Here is a 14,054-nt window from a genome sequence, read left to right as displayed (position 1 = left end):
TAAATTCGCGTTAAGGTGGCGCTATGAGTCCCAAGCCCATGGCCCGTCCCGGCGGACGCAGTGCCCGCGTCCAGGCCTCCGTGCACGCCGCCGTGCGGGAACTCGAAGCCGAGCAGGGCCGTGCGGCGCTGACCGTGCCGGCGGTCGCGGCCCGTGCGGGGGTCACCCCGTCCACGATCTACCGTCGCTGGGGCGACCTCCAGGAGCTGCTGTCGGACGTGGCGGTCGAACGCCTGCGGCCCGAGGAGCCGCCGGCCGACCACGGGGACCTCCGGGCCGATCTGACCTCCTGGGCCCGGCAGTTCCTCGAAGAGATGGCCTCGCAGCCGGGGCGCGCGTACATCCGCGATGCGCTGCTCGGAGACCCGGACGGCAGCAACGCCGGGCGGTGCTCGGCCTATGCCGCCGACCAGATCGAGGTCATCCTGGCCCGCGCGACCGCACGCGGCGAAACCGCTCCCGCCGTCGACGAGGTCATCGACCACGTGGTGGCGCCGATGATGTACCGCATCCTGTTCCGTCCGGGCCAGCTGCCTGCCGCGTACGCGGAGGAGCTCGCCCGGGCCGTCCTGTCCGCGCCCCGGCCGCCCGCCTGACGGCTCGGCGCCCGGCCGCGGCCGAACGGCGCGGCCGGGTCCGCGGCGCCTTACGCCCCCTCGGTGAGCAGACGGCTCGGCACTGCCCGCTCGCGGGTTCCGCTCGGCCCGTCCGGCTCCACCCGGTACAGGCGGACCCCCGGAACGCGGGTGACCGTCTCCGTCAGGCCGCCGTCCGAGAACAGGGCTCCGACGCCGTCCTCCAGCGCCCACCCGGCCGGAAGCGCGCCGCTCGCCACGGCCTCCTGGTAGGAGGCGCGGCGGCCCGGCTCGCTGTCGTAGTGCGGGCAGACGGAGCCGGGAAGCAGACCCAGCCCGTCCGGCAGAAACGTCAGCGGCCCGAAGGAGTCGGTATGGGAGCCCGCCGCCCAGCAGTTGGCGCCGGCGCTGATCCCGCACAACAGGGTTCCGCGGTCGTAGGCCTCGCACAGCAGCCGGTCCACGCCGTGTGTGCGCCAGACCGCCAGCAGGTTCGCGGTGTTGCCGCCACCGACGTAGACGACGTCCTGGGAGAGCAGGAACGTGCGCAGGGCGTCGTCGTCCAGCTCCCGCCGGAACAAGGGCAGGACGGAGGGCACACAGTCGCGCGACCGGAACGCGGCGAGAAACCGCTCGACATAGCCGGGGGCGTCTCCGCTGGCGGTGGGCACAAAGCACACCCTGGGCCGGGACGTGCGCGCCTGGCCGAGCATCCAGTCGTCCAGCAGGCCGTCCTCGTCGGTGGAGAAGCCACCTCCGAGAAGAGCCAGACGACGCGGGGGAACAACGGCCACGGGGGCGCCTCCTCGGAACGAGCCGTCGATAACGGAGCTGGAGGATATCCGTTTCGGAAAGAGCCTGGCCGAAAAGGCATTCCGCACAGCGAGCGGACGTGAAGGCGTTCACCCGGCTCTGGACGGACGTCGAGGTCCGGCGGTTCCTCGGGGGTCCGGTGGCCGAACATGAGCTCTCCGCCTATCAGCAGCATTTCGCGGGCCGCCGCAACCTGTTCGCCGTGACGGCACGAGAGGACGCGACCGTCCTGGGCTTCGTGCTGATCGATCAGACTTCTCGCTTCGACGGCCGACGGGAGGTGTCCTATGGATTCCTTCCCGAACACTGGGGCCGGGGATATGCCCGTGAGGCCGTGACCGCCGTCGTCGACTGGGCTTGGGAGAACGTGCGGCACAGCTAATGCGGCACCGCCGATGCCCCGGCCGACCGCACTCGATCGTGGCCGGTGAGGGGCTGGTCACGCCCGATGTTTCTGCTCCGGCCGACGGCGGGCTCTGATCACTTGGGGCGTTCGGGCGGGGTTTCTGCCGTACGGACACAACAATGTGCCTATGGCTGATGACGGGAAGCAACAGATCGAGCGGTTCCACGACGGTTCGGTGCGTCGAGGCCATCCGGCCGAAAGGGCCAGCGAGGCCGGCGCTCACCGCTATCCGCAACTCACTCTGCGAGGCCCGGCCTTCGGCCTCGCCGCGCAGGGCCCCGGAACGGCAGCGCCGTGGAGACTGGAAAGACCCTTAACGAGTGACACACCCCAAGAAGTCCGCGACGGTCTGAATTCCCTGCTGTGGTGCAAAGCGAAGGACGATACGGACGACCCCGGTGTGCGGCGTGAATTGCTGGCCGCGGTGGCGGTGCTCGAACGCGAACCGGTCAATGAGCTGACGGTCCTCGGGGTGCGCTACCGGATCGTACGCGGGGACGAGTTCGCGCGCAGGTGCGAGAACGGACTGGAGCCGCCGCGGCCCACGGATCCGGAACCGGCCGACAGGTCGTGGGACGGCCGGTGCGAAACGCCCTCACCGGACCTGGACTTTGTCCTTGACCCCGGCCACGAACACAGCGCGACGGCCGACGCCATGAAGCCGGCATTGCGGGGCTTCGCCTACTCCGGCTCGCACTTTCCCGCCGATGTCCGCGAGGATTCCGAACGGGCGCGCACGACCCATCCGGACGTGGTGCTCCTTCCCGTCGGTTTCGGTGTGGTGGAACGAAACGGCCGAGGGTGGCGGCCGCGAGGGGCGCTGATGCCGACACCGCACGATGCGCGGCGGCTGCTCTTCGACGGTATGACGGAATTCCGGCCCCTCCTGCACGATGCGCACGACCGTGCGCGAGCGCAATTCGCGCGGGCGGCCGAGGAGTTCAGGGCCACCGGGCACTGCGACGAAGTGCAGGTGGGTGACAGGCTGTTCCGGATCTGCCGTGTGGAGCGGATGGTCCGTTACGGTCCTGATGGTCCCGAGCCGCCGCGGCCCTCGGACCGGGACGACTACGGCCCGTCGAAGATCCACCCGGCGATGGCCGAGGACGGGACCATCCGCCAGGACGGCTGACTTCGGCCGCAGGCGGCGCTGCCGCTGAGCAACTCGACCACGTCCTGCCGGCCGTGGTGTGCCGGAACACGGTGCCGGACCCACACTGGAGTGAGGAGAGGGGGCACGCGCATGGCTCACATGGACCACGCCTCTTGGGGCACGGCGGCGCGGGCCACGGCGCACTGCCTGACCGGCTGCGCGATCGGTGAGATCCTGGGCATGGTCATCGGCACCGCGCTGGTCTGGGACAACGTCCCCACCATGCTTCTGGCGATCGCGCTGGCATTCCTCTTCGGCTACTCGTTCACCCTGTACTCGGTGCGCAGGGCCGGGCTGGGCCTGAAAGCCGCCGTCAGCGTCGCCCTCGCCGCGGACACCGTGTCCATCGCGGTCATGGAGCTGGTGGACAACGGCATCATCGCGCTCGTCCCCGGAGCCATGGACGCCCATCTCTCGGACGGCCTGTTCTGGGCGGCTCTCCTCGGCGGGTTCGGGATCGCGTTCCTGATCACCACTCCCCTCAACAAATGGATGATCGGCCGCGGCAAGGGCCACGCCGTGGTCCACGCCTACCACTGACGGAGGCGGGCGGGCCGGTCAGACGGCGGCGCGTACCGCGACCCCTTACCGAACCCCTTCTCCGATGAGCAGCGCGACCAGCCGCTCGGCCTGCCCGCGGGGATCCGGAGTGCCGGCCCAGCCGGTCATCAGGAGGTGGTGGAGGGTGCCGACGAGTGCGAGCGCGACGGTCGTGGTGTCGGTGCCGTCCGCGAGGCGCCCCAGTCGCCGTTCGGCGTCCAGGTACTCGGCGATCGCGTCCTGCATCGCCGTGAAGCCCGGCGCGCCGGCCTCCAGCGCCTGACGCACCCGGAGGGAGGCGCCGGGGCGCGTCATGGCCAGGCCGATGACGGTGGGTTCCAGGGAGTTCAGCAGCGCGAGCGCGACCGTGACGAGGTTGTCGGCCACGGTGGCGCTGCCGGCTCGCCCGGGGAGCTCCGCCGCCTCTTGCGCGGTCCGCGCGAAGCGGTCCAGGACCAGCTCGGCGACGAACTCGTCCAGCCCGTCGAAGTGGGCGTGCAGCAGGCCCTTGGCGCAGCCCGCCTCACCGGTGATCGCCCTGCTGGTCAGCGCGGCCGGTCCCTCGCGCGCCAGGACCCGCTCCGCGGCGGCGAACAGCCGCTCGCGAAGGTCGGGGATCGCTACTCCACGTGGTGACATAGGGCCTCTCCGATGGCGCTGGACATGGGGCGTACGGGCATAGGGGCATTGCCAGTATGGGCGCTTGCCCATACTGTTTGGGCGAGCGCCCATTCTAAGCGCGCAACCACCGTGACGGCAGGAGGCACCTGATGCAACACCTCGTCAACACCGAACAGGCTCAGGCGTGGAACGGCTACGAGGGCACCCACTGGGCCCGGAACCAGGACCGCTGGGACGCCGTGAACGAGGGCTTCAACGCACCCCTGCTCGCCGCGGCCGCGATCACGGAGCACGACCGCGTACTGGACATCGGCTGCGGGGCCGGGTGCACGACCCGGCTGGCCGCCCGCCGGGCCGGCCGCGGCCGGGCCCTGGGCCTGGACCTCTCCGCCCCGATGCTGGCGCGCGCCCGCGAGACCGCACGGCGCGAAGACGTGGGCAACGCGACCTTCGAGCAGGGCGACGCACAGGTCCACCCCTTCGAGCCGGGCGCCTTCGACGTGATGATCAGCCGCTTCGGAGTGATGTTCTTCGCCGACCCCGTCGCCGCCTTCGCCAACATCGGACGGGCCCTGCGCCCCGGTGGCCGGCTGGCGTTCGTCTGCGCCACGCGGGCCGAGCGCAACGAGTGGCTGCAGGCCATCGCCGCCTTGCGCGACCTCCTGCCCATGGGCGGCTTCGGTGCGCCCGGGGGCCCGGGCATGTTCTCCCTGGCGGACCCGGACACCGCCCACGAGCTGCTGGCCGCCGCCGGGTACACGGACATCGCGTCGGCGGACGTGGAGGCGTACGGGACGTGGGGGCAGGACGCCGCCGACGCGGCCGCCCTGCTGCTGGACTCCGGCCCCGGACGTCACCTGGCCGCCCAGGTCGGACCGGACGTCCAGGACCGTGCCCGCCGCACGCTCATCGACGTCCTGCGCGCTCACGAAGCGGACGGAGCGGTGCGACTGCGCAGCACCGCCAGGCTGGTCACCGCCAGCCGCCCGGGGTAGCCCGGCAGGACGCCGCCGGTGTCACCCGTACACCAGCGACCTCGCGTCGGCGTAGGCCTCACGGATGCGGCGGCCGGTCGAACCGTCCGCGGGCGCGGGAATCTGCCGGGCGGCGGCGAGTGGCCAGTGCGGTGGCTCGGGTGTGCCCGCCAGGGCCCAGGCGGCCTGCCGGGCGGCGCCCAGGGCGACGTACTCCTCGGGTGCGGGCACGGTGACCGGGGTGCCGAAGATCTCGGCGGCGATCTCGCCGACCACGGGAGCCTTGGCGGCGCCTCCGATGATCAGGACGCGGCGGGCGCTGACGTCCTGGGCGCGCAGCCGGTCGAGGGCGTCGGCCATGTTGCACAGCATGCCTTCGACGGCCGCACGGGCGAGGTTCGGCGGGTGCATGTTCGCCTTGCGCATGCCCATCAGACTGCCCGCGGCCTCGGGGAGGTTGGGGGTGCGCTCGCCCCCGAGGTAGGGGAGCAGGACCAGGCCGCCGGCGCCGGGCTCGGCACCGCGGGCCAGCGGGTCGAGGTCGTCGAGGGTGATGCCGAGCATGCGGGCGGTGGAGCTGAGGACCCGGGCGGCGTTGAGGGTGCAGACCAGCGGCAGGAAGCGGCCGGTGGCGTCCGCGAAGCCGGCGACGGCACCGCTCGGGTCGCCGACCGGGTGCTCGGAGAGGGCGAAGGCGGTGCCGCTGGTGCCCAGCGAGATCACCACATCGCCCGGTTGGATGCCCAGTCCCAGGGCCGCGCCCATGTTGTCGCCGGTGCCCGCCGCCACCAGGGCGCCGTGCGGCGTACGGCCCGCCGCCTCGTACGGGCCGAGCACCCGCGGCAGTTCGGGAGCGCGGTCGCCGAAGGCGAGGGCGAGCAGATCGTGGCGGTAGGTGCCCTCGGCCGGTGACCAGTAGCCCGTACCCGAGGCGTCGCCCCGGTCGGTGACGGGCTCGGCGCGGGTGCCGGGGCCGCCGCACAGCTGCCAGGTCAGCCAGTCGTGCGGCAGCAGCACCCGCTCGGTACGGTCGGCGAGGCGCGGTTCGTGCTCGGCCAGCCAGCGCAGTTTGGCGACGGTGATGGCCGCGACCGGTACGGTGCCGACCGCCTGGGCCCATTTGTCCGGCCCGCCGAGTTCGTCGACGAGATCGGCGGCGGCCTGTGCGGAGCGGGTGTCGTTCCACAGCAGCGCATCGCGTACCGGCCGGCCGGCCGCGTCCAGGGCCACCAGACCGTGCTGCTGGCCCGCGACCGCGAGGGCGTCCACCTTCTCCAGCAGGCCGTTGCCCGCTTCGAGGAGCGCCCGCCACCAGGCCTCGGGGGCGACCTCGGTGCCGTCGGGATGGGTGGCGCGGTCCCGGTGCAGGACCTCTCCGGTGGTGGCGTCGCAGACGACGACCTTGCAGGACTGGGTAGAGGAGTCCACCCCGGCAACTGTGGGCATGACGATGTCGCTTCCGTGCAACGGGACGAGAGGGGAAGGGAGTTCAGGCCTGCGGGCGGAGCTGGATCTTGCGGCCGGAGCCGTCGCGGAACGTCTGCAGGGCGGCGGAGAAGTCGTCCAGCCCGAAGCTGTGGGTGATCATCGTGTCGGCGTCGATGACCCCCTTCGCCATCAGGTCCACCGCGCGGCCGAAGCTGTGCAGGACGGCCATCGATCCGACGATGGTGATCTCGTCGTTGTACACGCCGAACGGGGAGAAGGACGCCTTGGCGGCGGAGGGTGCGACGCCGAACTGCTGGAAGGTGCCACCGCGGCGCACCCGGCTGAGGCCGTCCTCGATGACGGGGATGACGCCGGTGCAGTCGATGACGGTCTCCCAGCCCTGCGGCCGGTCCAGATCCGCGGCGCTCGCCGCGGTGGCGTCCGCGCCGAGCCGTTCGGCGACCGCCAGCCGGTCCTTGTTGATGTCCACGACCGAGAGGGACGCCGCACCGGCGGCCTTGGCCAGCTGAAGCATCATCAGGCCCATGGTGCCCGCGCCGTAGATGAGGTAGTGGTCGCCCAGTCGCCGCGGCAGGACGTCGAAGCCGCGTACCGCGCAGGACAGCGGCTCGATCAGGGTTCCCTGTGTGACGTCGACGCTCTCGGGCAGCCGGTAGCAGTTGGCGGCCGGCACCTTGACGTACTCGGCCATCGCGCCGTCCACGGTGTCGCCGATCGCGCCCCAGTTCTCGCACAGGTTGCCGCGCCCGATCGAGCAGTAGTGACAGGCGCCGCAGAACAGCGACGGGTCGACGGCGACCTGCTCCCCGGTGCGCAGCCCGGTCACTCCGGCCCCCAGGGCGACGATCTCGCCGGTGAACTCATGGCCGGGAATGATCGGGTACGGGGTGGGCGCGAACTCCCCCTGGACGATGTGCACATCGGTGCCGCAGATGCCCACCGCGGCGGGTGCGACGATGACCTCGCCGGGGCCCGGGGTGGGGTCGTCGACGGTGGTGACCTCGTAGTTCCCGGGGGTGTGGATGACGACAGCACGCATGGGCGGGGGCCTTTCTCGGGGGTGCGCTCGGGGTGCGGGGGAGCCTCGGTCCGGCTCGGGGCGGCTCAGCCGTGGGGATCGACGGTGCGGACCTCGACGCCGAGGTCCCGCACGGGCTTCAGTTCGCTCTCCGGGGTGTCGGCGTCGGTGACCAGCAGGTCGTAGCCGCCGACATCGCCGTACGGATAGGTGGCGGTGCGGCCGAACTTGCTGTGGTCGACGGCGAGTACGGCGCGGTCGGCGGCCTGCAGATAGGCCTGCTTGTTGTCCGCGTACTCGCGCACCGGGTGGAAGAGGCGGCCACCGCTTATCGATGTGGCGGTGACGAAGGCGACGGTGGCGCGGATGTCCTGCAGCTGCCGCCGGGTCTGCGGACCGGCGCAGGACTCGAAGTCCTCGTAGAAGCGGTCACCGAGCAGCGTCACCTCGGCCGGTGAGGCAGCCAGGAGGTAGGTGACGCGCAGCGAGTTGGTGATCACGCGGATCCCGTCGACGGCGGCGAGCCGGCGGGCCAGCGGGAAGAGCGTGGAGCCGCAGTCGATCAGCACCGTGTCGCCGGGGGAGACCTCCTCCACGAGCGCGTCCGCGATGGCGGTCTTGACCGCGACATTGGCGTTCTCCCGGAAGCGCAGCGCGCTCTCCATGGCGACGTTGGAGAAGGCCGTCGCCACTCCGCGTCCCTTGCGCAGCAACTGGCGCTCATGGAGGTTGTCCAGGTCCCGGTGCATGGTCATCACGCTGACGTGCATGCGCCCGGCGAGGTCGGCGATCCGGATCTCGCCTTCCTGGGCGACATGGCGCAGCACCGCTTGGCGGCGCTCCTCGACCTCGGCCTCGGAGCCGCGACTCGCTCGCATCGTGGGCACCCCCGCTCGTTTCCACGGCGGACCTCCGCCGTGCTCTCACCCTAGAACATCACACACTTTATGTGAAGCTCTTGAAATTCTCTGTGAGGTTGTTCAGTCTGATGCACGTCTCCCGGGCGATCGCCCGGCCCCTCAGGAGGTTCCCGCCGTGCTGCGCACACCCCAACAGCGCGATCCGTCGCTGCCCCGCCCCGTCGTCCTCGGGATGCCCCGGGCCCTCATATGGGGCTATATCGGCGTTCTGCTCTTCATGATCGGCGACGGAGTGGAGACCAGCTACCTGCCCGCGTACTTCAAGACCGACCTGGGCTTCGCGGAGGCGGGCGTCGGCGTCATCTTCACCGTGTACGGCGTCACCGCCGCGGTGGGCGCCTTCCTGGCGGGCGGCCTCTGCGACCTGTGGGGGCCGCGCCGGGTGATGATGACCGGCGCCGCCTGCTGGGTGGTCTGCCACGCCCTGATGCTCGCGGTCGCCGTACCCGCCCACTCCTACGCGCTGATCCTCCTCACCTACGGCCTGCGCGGCTTCGGATATCCGCTCTTCGCCTACGGATTCATGGTCTGGATCATGGCGGGCGCCCCGGAACGGCAGCTCGGCAAGGCGCTCGGCTGGTTCTGGTTCTGCTTCACCATGGGCTACCCGGTTCTCGGCTCGGCCCTGGTCTCGCTCCTCAAGCCCGCGATCGGCTTCTACGCCACGCTGTGGGTGTCGCTCGCGATGATCGTGGCCGGAGCCCTGGTCGTCCTGCTCCTGCTGCGGGAACGCACCGGATTCCAGGGCCTGTCCAGGGGACCGGAGCGGGTCGGTCTGACGCGCACCTTCATGGGCTGCTTCACCGTCATGTTCGCCAAGCCGCGCGTCGGCATGGGCGCGGTCGTCCGGCTCATCAACACCACCTCGCAGTTCGGCGTGTGGGTCTTCCTCCCGCTCTACCTCGTCGACCAGGTCGGCTTCAGCGCACAGGAGTGGGCCTCGCTGCTGATCGTCATGATGGTCAGCAACCTCGCCTGCGTGGTGCTCTTCGGCGCGCTCGGCGACCGCTGGAGCCGGCGCAAGACCGTCGCCTGGCTCGGCGGGGCGGTCTCGGCCGTCGCCTGTCTGGCGCTGTACTACGTACCCGAGGCCGCGGGCCACGACTTCCTGTTCGTCGCCATCGCCGCGGGCGCACTGGGCGTGGGCATGGCCGGATACGTCCCGCTGCCTCCGCTGATGACCTCGCAGGCCCCCGAGCGCAAGGGCCAGATCATGTCGGCCTACACGCTGGGCGCCGGCGCCAGCATGGCCTTCGGCCCGCTGATCGGCACGCTCTTCATCGGGTCGATCGGCATCGGGGGAGTCATGTGGATCTACGCCGCCCTGCATCTGCTCAGCACCGTCCTCGTGCTGTGCATGAAGACGTCCGGGGCGCGCGGGGGACCGGGTGCGGACGTCGTCGCGCGCCCTGAGGAGCGGCAGCCGGCGGGGGCGTTGACAGCGACCTCCGGGAAGCTTTAATGGGAAAAAGGCGCATATGAGACGTACTAGCTCATTCGAGCACTAGCGCGCAGCGCCCAGAACGCGTCCAGAGAGGGCGGGCTGCCATGCGTACACACCACACCGGCCCGGAGTACCTGGTGCGGACCGCCGCGATGGCCCGGAGGTTCTACCTGGAGGGCAAATCCAAGATGGAGATCGCGGAGGAGTTCGGCATCAGCCGGTTCAAGGTGGCCAGGACGCTGGAGTCGGCCCTCCGCGACGGCCTGATCCGGCTGGAGATACGCCTGCCCGCCGAACTCGACGCCTCCCTCTCCGACGCCCTGCGCACGCGGTACGGCCTGCGGCACGCCATCGTCATCGACTCCCGCCAGGAGGTCCCGGACGACACGGTCCAGGCCACCCGCCGACTCGGCGCGGTCGCCGCCGACCTGCTGGCCGAGATCGTCACCGAGGACGACGTCCTGGGCCTCGTCTGGGGTCCCGAGATCGAGGCCGTCGGCCTCGGCCTGACCACCCTCGCCCACTGCACGGTCGTCCAGCTGTGCGGGGTGACCCCGCTGCGTCCGGTGAACGCGACGGCGGTGGAGGCGGTGCGCCGGGCCGCCACCATTTCGCGGGGCGTCGTCTACCCCATCTACGCGCCTCTGCTGCTGCCCGATGCGACCGCGGCCCGCATGCTGCGCGAACAGCCCGGCGTCGTCGATGCGGTCAGCCGCTTCAGCCAGGTCACCAAGGCCGTCGTCACCGTAGGAGGCTGGGGGCCGGGGCTCTCCACCATCTACGACGCGCTCGGCGACGCCGAACGCGAGGACTACCGGCGACGGGGAGTCCGCGCCGAGGTCGCCGGCCATCTGCTCGACGCGGAAGGGCAGATCATCGTCCCCGAACTCACCGAACGGGTGATCGCCATCAGCTTCGACGAACTGCGCAAGGTGCCCGAGGTGCTTCTCCTGGCCGACGGCATCGCACGGGCGACCGCCACCTCGGCGGCGCTGAAGACCGGTCTCTTCCACGGCGTCGTCACCGATGCCAAGGTGGCCGAGAGCCTCCTCTGAGACCGCGAACAGGCGCGCCGCTGACCGTGGGGCGGGCTCTTTCCTGGAAAGGTGCCAGTCGTGAGAGCACGACGCCGCGGAACAGCCGACCGAGGACGCCCCGGCCGCGCCGGACGGCACACCGCCGTGGCCCTGGCGGTGGTCCTGGCGGCGGGCGGCTGCTACCGGGGCGCGGGGGATGTCGGCAATACCGGCAAGGACACCCTCAACGTCCTGATGGTCAACAACCCGCAGATGGTGGATCTGCAGAAGCTCACCGCCGAGCACTTCACCAAGGAGACCGGCATCAAGGTGAACTACACCGTGCTGCCGGAGGACGACCTGCGCGACAAGATGAGCCAGGACTTCTCCAGCCAGGCCGGGCAGTACGACGTGGCCAGCCTCAGCAACTACGAGACGCCGATGTACGCCCTCAACGGATGGCTCGCCCCGCTCGGCGAACAGGCCTCCAAGGACCCCAAGTTCGACCAGAAGGACATCCTCGCGCCGCTCCGCAAGTCCCTCACCGCCGTCGACGGCAAGATGTACGCGCAGCCCTTCTACGGCGAGTCGTCGTTCCTGATGTACCGCAAGGACCTGTTCAAGGCCGCCGGGCTGGCCATGCCCAAGCGGCCGACCTGGCAGCAGGTCGCCTCCATGGCCGCCAAGCTGGACGGCTTCCGCAAGGACATGAAGGGCATCTGCCTGCGCGGCCAGCCCGGCTGGGGCCAGGTGATCGCCCCGTTGTCCACGGTCGTCAACACCTTCGGCGGCACCTGGTTCACCGAGGACTGGAAGGCGCGGCTCGACAGCCCGGAGTTCACCGAGGCCACCCGGTTCTACGTCGATCTGGTCCGCAAGCACGGTGAGGCGGGCGCCCCCCAGGCCGGCTACACCGAGTGCCTCAACGACATGCAGCAGGGCAAGGTCGCCATGTGGTACGACGCGACCGCCGGCGCCGGCTCCCTGGAGGGCGCCGACTCCAAGGTCGCCGGGAAGGTCGGCTACGCGCCGGCGCCGGTCGTCAAGACGCCCAGCTCCGGCTGGCTGTACACCTGGGCCTGGGGCGTGCAGAAGGCCAGTAAGAACCAGGACGCGGCCTGGAAGTTCATCAGCTGGGCCTCCAGCAAGGAGTACGAGCAGCTGGTGGGCCGCAAGCTGGGCTGGGCCAGCGTGCCCGCGGGCAAGCGGGCGTCCACCTACCAGAACCCGCAGTACCTCCGGGAGTCCGGAGCGTTCGCCCAGGCGACCAAGGACGCGATCAGCTCGGCCCGGCCCGACGACCCGGGTGTGCAGCCGCGTCCGGCCCCCGGTATCCAGTTCGTCGGTGTCCCCGAGTTCGCCGACCTGGGCACCAAGGTCTCCCAGGAAGTGAGCTCGGCGATCGCCGGCAAGCAGAGCGTTTCCGAGGCCCTGGAGAAGAGCCAGCGGCTGGCGCAGGAGGTGTCGGATGCCTACCACAGCCGCTGAGCCGACCCGGCGCGTCCCCCACGGCCAGGGCACCGTCCCGGCCTCCGGCAGGCAGCCGGCCCGCGCCCGGCGGGCGCAGCGGGCCAGGGACTGGGCCCGGCGGGCTCCGCTGCTGCCCGCGCTGGTCTTCCTGATCGTCGTGACCCAACTGCCGTTCGTGGCCACCGTGGTGATCTCCTTCACCCGGTGGAACGCGCTGGCGCCCGACAACCGCGGCTTCGCCGCCTTCGACAACTACGTGGCCGTCTTCACGGACCCCGCGATGCGCTCCTCGGTCCTCACGACGGTGGTGCTGACGGTGACCGTGGTGCTGGTCAGCCTGCTGCTGGGGCTGGGCCTCGCGCTGCTGCTCGACCGCGGCTTCCGCGGCCGCGGCATCGTCCGCACCCTGCTCATCACCCCGTTCCTGGTGGTGCCCGTCGCGTCCGCGCTGCTGTGGAAGCACGCCCTGTACAACGCCTCGTACGGGCTGCTCAACGGCGCGCTGACGTGGATATGGGGCCTGTTCGGCAGCGACCACCCGCCGCAGCCGGACTGGATGACCGACTCGCCGCTGGCCGCGGTGGAGGTGTCGCTGATCTGGCAGTGGACGCCGTTCATGATGCTGATCCTGCTGGCCGGGCTGCAGAGCCGGGCGACGGACGCGATCGAGGCGGCCCGGATGGACGGCGCCTGTGCCTTCGACATCTTCCGCTATCTGACGCTGCCGCATCTGCGCCGCTACCTCGAACTGGCCGCGCTGCTGGGCACCGTCTACGTCGTCCAGAACTTCGACGCGGTGTTCACCATCACCTCCGGCGGCCTCGGCACCGCCAACCTCCCCTACACCATCTACCAGACCTTCTACCAGGCCCACGACTACGGACGGGCGTCCGCACAGGGCGTCGTCGTGGTGCTGTGTTCGCTGGTCGTGGCCACCTTCGCGCTGCGCACCGTCTCGTCCCTGCTGCGCGAGGAGGTCACCCGATGAGCAGCGCACCCCCGACCCCGCGCCGGCGGCGCGCCGGCAGCCTGCTGGGCCTGGTGGCCTGGCTGTGCGGCATCGCCTTCTTCCTGCCCGTCGCCTGGATGGCGCTGACGTCGTTCCACAGCGAGACGGACGCGGCGAGCAATCCGCCGAGCGTGGGTGCCTCCCTCACCCTGGACGGCTACCGCGAGTTCTTCGGCGCGGGCACCGGCGTCAGCCCCTGGCCGCCGCTGATCAACTCGCTGACCGCCTCGGTCGTCTCCACGCTGCTGGTACTGGCGCTGGCCGTACCCGCCGCGTACGCGCTGTCGATCAAGCCGGTGCGCAAGTGGAGCGATGTGATGTTCTTCTTCCTCTCCACGAAGATGCTGCCGCTGGTGGCCGGGCTGCTGCCGATCTACCTCGTCGCGCAGAACACCGGGATGCTCGACAACATCTGGCTGCTGGTCATCCTCTACACCTCGATGAACCTGCCGATCGCGGTGTGGATGATGCGGTCGTTCCTCAACGAGGTCCCGGTCGAGATGCTGGAGGCCGCGTCGATCGACGGGGCGGGGCTGCACACCACCCTGCTCCGTATCGTCGCCCCGGTCGCCATGCCGGGCATCGCCGCAACCGCCCTGATCTCCTTCATCTTCAGCTGGAACGAGCTGCTCTTCGCCCGGGTCCT

General features: G+C 70.8%; 15 protein-coding genes. 10 read left to right on the top strand and 5 right to left on the bottom strand.

Features of this window, described 5'->3' with window-relative positions; all coding sequences use genetic code 11:
• The first annotated feature begins 23 nt into the window (after window positions 1-23).
• On the top strand, window positions 24-596 hold the full coding sequence (locus ACWD6P_RS25005; protein WP_451446398.1) for a TetR/AcrR family transcriptional regulator: 573 nt from the start codon (window positions 24-26) through the stop codon (window positions 594-596).
• A gap of 50 nt (window positions 597-646) precedes the next feature.
• On the opposite strand, the gene ACWD6P_RS25000 is transcribed toward ACWD6P_RS25005, so the two are convergent.
• Window positions 647-1,369, bottom strand: coding sequence for a Type 1 glutamine amidotransferase-like domain-containing protein (locus tag ACWD6P_RS25000; RefSeq protein WP_451446397.1), 723 nt, complete (start codon window positions 1,367-1,369; stop codon window positions 647-649).
• Window positions 1,370-1,467: 98 nt separating this feature from the next.
• Between ACWD6P_RS25000 and ACWD6P_RS24995 the strand changes: the two genes are divergently transcribed.
• The 3 genes from ACWD6P_RS24995 to ACWD6P_RS24985 all read left to right on the top strand — a co-directional run bounded on the left by ACWD6P_RS24995 (window position 1,468) and on the right by ACWD6P_RS24985 (window position 3,487).
• Window positions 1,468-1,770 (top strand): GNAT family N-acetyltransferase, encoded by a 303-nt coding sequence (locus ACWD6P_RS24995; protein ID WP_451446396.1) that lies wholly within the window; start codon window positions 1,468-1,470, stop codon window positions 1,768-1,770.
• 151 nt (window positions 1,771-1,921) lie between these two features.
• Window positions 1,922-2,926, top strand: coding sequence for a DUF5954 family protein (locus tag ACWD6P_RS24990; protein WP_451446395.1), 1,005 nt, complete (start codon window positions 1,922-1,924; stop codon window positions 2,924-2,926).
• Between the two features lie 111 nt (window positions 2,927-3,037).
• Window positions 3,038-3,487, top strand: a complete 450-nt coding sequence (locus tag ACWD6P_RS24985) for a DUF4396 domain-containing protein (RefSeq protein WP_451446394.1) — start codon at window positions 3,038-3,040, stop codon at window positions 3,485-3,487.
• A gap of 45 nt (window positions 3,488-3,532) precedes the next feature.
• On the opposite strand, the gene ACWD6P_RS24980 is transcribed toward ACWD6P_RS24985, so the two are convergent.
• Window positions 3,533-4,126 (bottom strand): TetR family transcriptional regulator, encoded by a 594-nt coding sequence (locus ACWD6P_RS24980; RefSeq protein ID WP_451446393.1) that lies wholly within the window; start codon window positions 4,124-4,126, stop codon window positions 3,533-3,535.
• 131 nt (window positions 4,127-4,257) lie between these two features.
• Here ACWD6P_RS24980 and ACWD6P_RS24975 point away from each other — a divergent pair, with 131 nt between their 5' ends.
• Entirely contained in the window at window positions 4,258-5,103 is an 846-nt protein-coding gene (locus ACWD6P_RS24975) for a class I SAM-dependent methyltransferase (protein WP_451446392.1), read from the top strand.
• 21 nt (window positions 5,104-5,124) lie between these two features.
• Here ACWD6P_RS24975 and xylB read toward each other — a convergent pair whose 3' ends face one another.
• The 3 genes from xylB to ACWD6P_RS24960 form a co-directional block, all read right to left on the bottom strand.
• Window positions 5,125-6,528 carry a xylulokinase gene (gene xylB / locus ACWD6P_RS24970; RefSeq protein WP_451446391.1) on the bottom strand — a complete coding sequence of 468 codons (1,404 nt, stop codon included), beginning with the start codon at window positions 6,526-6,528 and terminating at the stop codon, window positions 5,125-5,127.
• Window positions 6,529-6,571: 43 nt separating this feature from the next.
• The gene (locus ACWD6P_RS24965) at window positions 6,572-7,570 is read right to left on the bottom strand and encodes a zinc-dependent alcohol dehydrogenase family protein (RefSeq protein WP_451446390.1); all 999 of its coding nucleotides are present in this window, start codon (window positions 7,568-7,570) and stop codon (window positions 6,572-6,574) included.
• Window positions 7,571-7,635: 65 nt separating this feature from the next.
• Entirely contained in the window at window positions 7,636-8,427 is a 792-nt protein-coding gene (locus ACWD6P_RS24960) for a DeoR/GlpR family DNA-binding transcription regulator (RefSeq protein WP_451446389.1), read from the bottom strand.
• 157 nt (window positions 8,428-8,584) lie between these two features.
• Here ACWD6P_RS24960 and ACWD6P_RS24955 point away from each other — a divergent pair, with 157 nt between their 5' ends.
• The 5 genes from ACWD6P_RS24955 to ACWD6P_RS24935 all read left to right on the top strand — a co-directional run.
• Window positions 8,585-9,931, top strand: coding sequence for an MFS transporter (locus ACWD6P_RS24955; RefSeq protein WP_451446388.1), 1,347 nt, complete (start codon window positions 8,585-8,587; stop codon window positions 9,929-9,931).
• Window positions 9,932-10,017: 86 nt separating this feature from the next.
• Complete coding sequence (locus ACWD6P_RS24950) at window positions 10,018-10,968, top strand: sugar-binding transcriptional regulator (RefSeq protein WP_451446387.1); 951 nt, start codon at window positions 10,018-10,020, stop codon at window positions 10,966-10,968.
• A gap of 60 nt (window positions 10,969-11,028) precedes the next feature.
• The gene (locus ACWD6P_RS24945; protein ID WP_451446386.1) at window positions 11,029-12,417 is read left to right on the top strand and encodes an ABC transporter substrate-binding protein; all 1,389 of its coding nucleotides are present in this window, start codon (window positions 11,029-11,031) and stop codon (window positions 12,415-12,417) included.
• Window positions 12,398-13,387 (top strand): carbohydrate ABC transporter permease, encoded by a 990-nt coding sequence (locus tag ACWD6P_RS24940; RefSeq protein WP_451446385.1) that lies wholly within the window; start codon window positions 12,398-12,400, stop codon window positions 13,385-13,387. Before ACWD6P_RS24945 ends, ACWD6P_RS24940 begins: the two co-directional genes overlap by 20 nt.
• Window positions 13,384-14,054 (top strand): carbohydrate ABC transporter permease (locus ACWD6P_RS24935; RefSeq protein ID WP_451446384.1); only part of this gene is annotated, 671 nt, incomplete at its 3' end. The genes ACWD6P_RS24940 and ACWD6P_RS24935, both read left to right, overlap by 4 nt.

It is taken from the genome of Streptomyces sp. NPDC002446 (assembly GCF_053595675.1).
This window is presented reverse-complemented; position numbering and strand designations above follow the sequence as displayed.

Bases quoted from the DNA above. Each gene is read 5' to 3' on its own strand.
- ACWD6P_RS25005 (WP_451446398.1), top strand. From the start codon at position 24: ATGAGTCCCAAGCCCATGGCCCGTCCCGGCGGACGCAGTGCCCGCGTC.
- ACWD6P_RS24990 (WP_451446395.1), top strand. From the start codon at position 1,922: ATGGCTGATGACGGGAAGCAACAGATCGAGCGGTTCCACGACGGTTCG.
- ACWD6P_RS24985 (WP_451446394.1), top strand. From the start codon at position 3,038: ATGGCTCACATGGACCACGCCTCTTGGGGCACGGCGGCGCGGGCCACG.
- ACWD6P_RS24980 (WP_451446393.1), bottom strand. From the start codon at position 4,126: ATGTCACCACGTGGAGTAGCGATCCCCGACCTTCGCGAGCGGCTGTTC.
- ACWD6P_RS24975 (WP_451446392.1), top strand. From the start codon at position 4,258: ATGCAACACCTCGTCAACACCGAACAGGCTCAGGCGTGGAACGGCTAC.
- xylB (WP_451446391.1), bottom strand. From the start codon at position 6,528: ATGCCCACAGTTGCCGGGGTGGACTCCTCTACCCAGTCCTGCAAGGTC.
- ACWD6P_RS24965 (WP_451446390.1), bottom strand. From the start codon at position 7,570: ATGCGTGCTGTCGTCATCCACACCCCCGGGAACTACGAGGTCACCACC.
- ACWD6P_RS24960 (WP_451446389.1), bottom strand. From the start codon at position 8,427: ATGCGAGCGAGTCGCGGCTCCGAGGCCGAGGTCGAGGAGCGCCGCCAA.
- ACWD6P_RS24950 (WP_451446387.1), top strand. From the start codon at position 10,018: ATGCGTACACACCACACCGGCCCGGAGTACCTGGTGCGGACCGCCGCG.
- ACWD6P_RS24940 (WP_451446385.1), top strand. From the start codon at position 12,398: ATGCCTACCACAGCCGCTGAGCCGACCCGGCGCGTCCCCCACGGCCAG.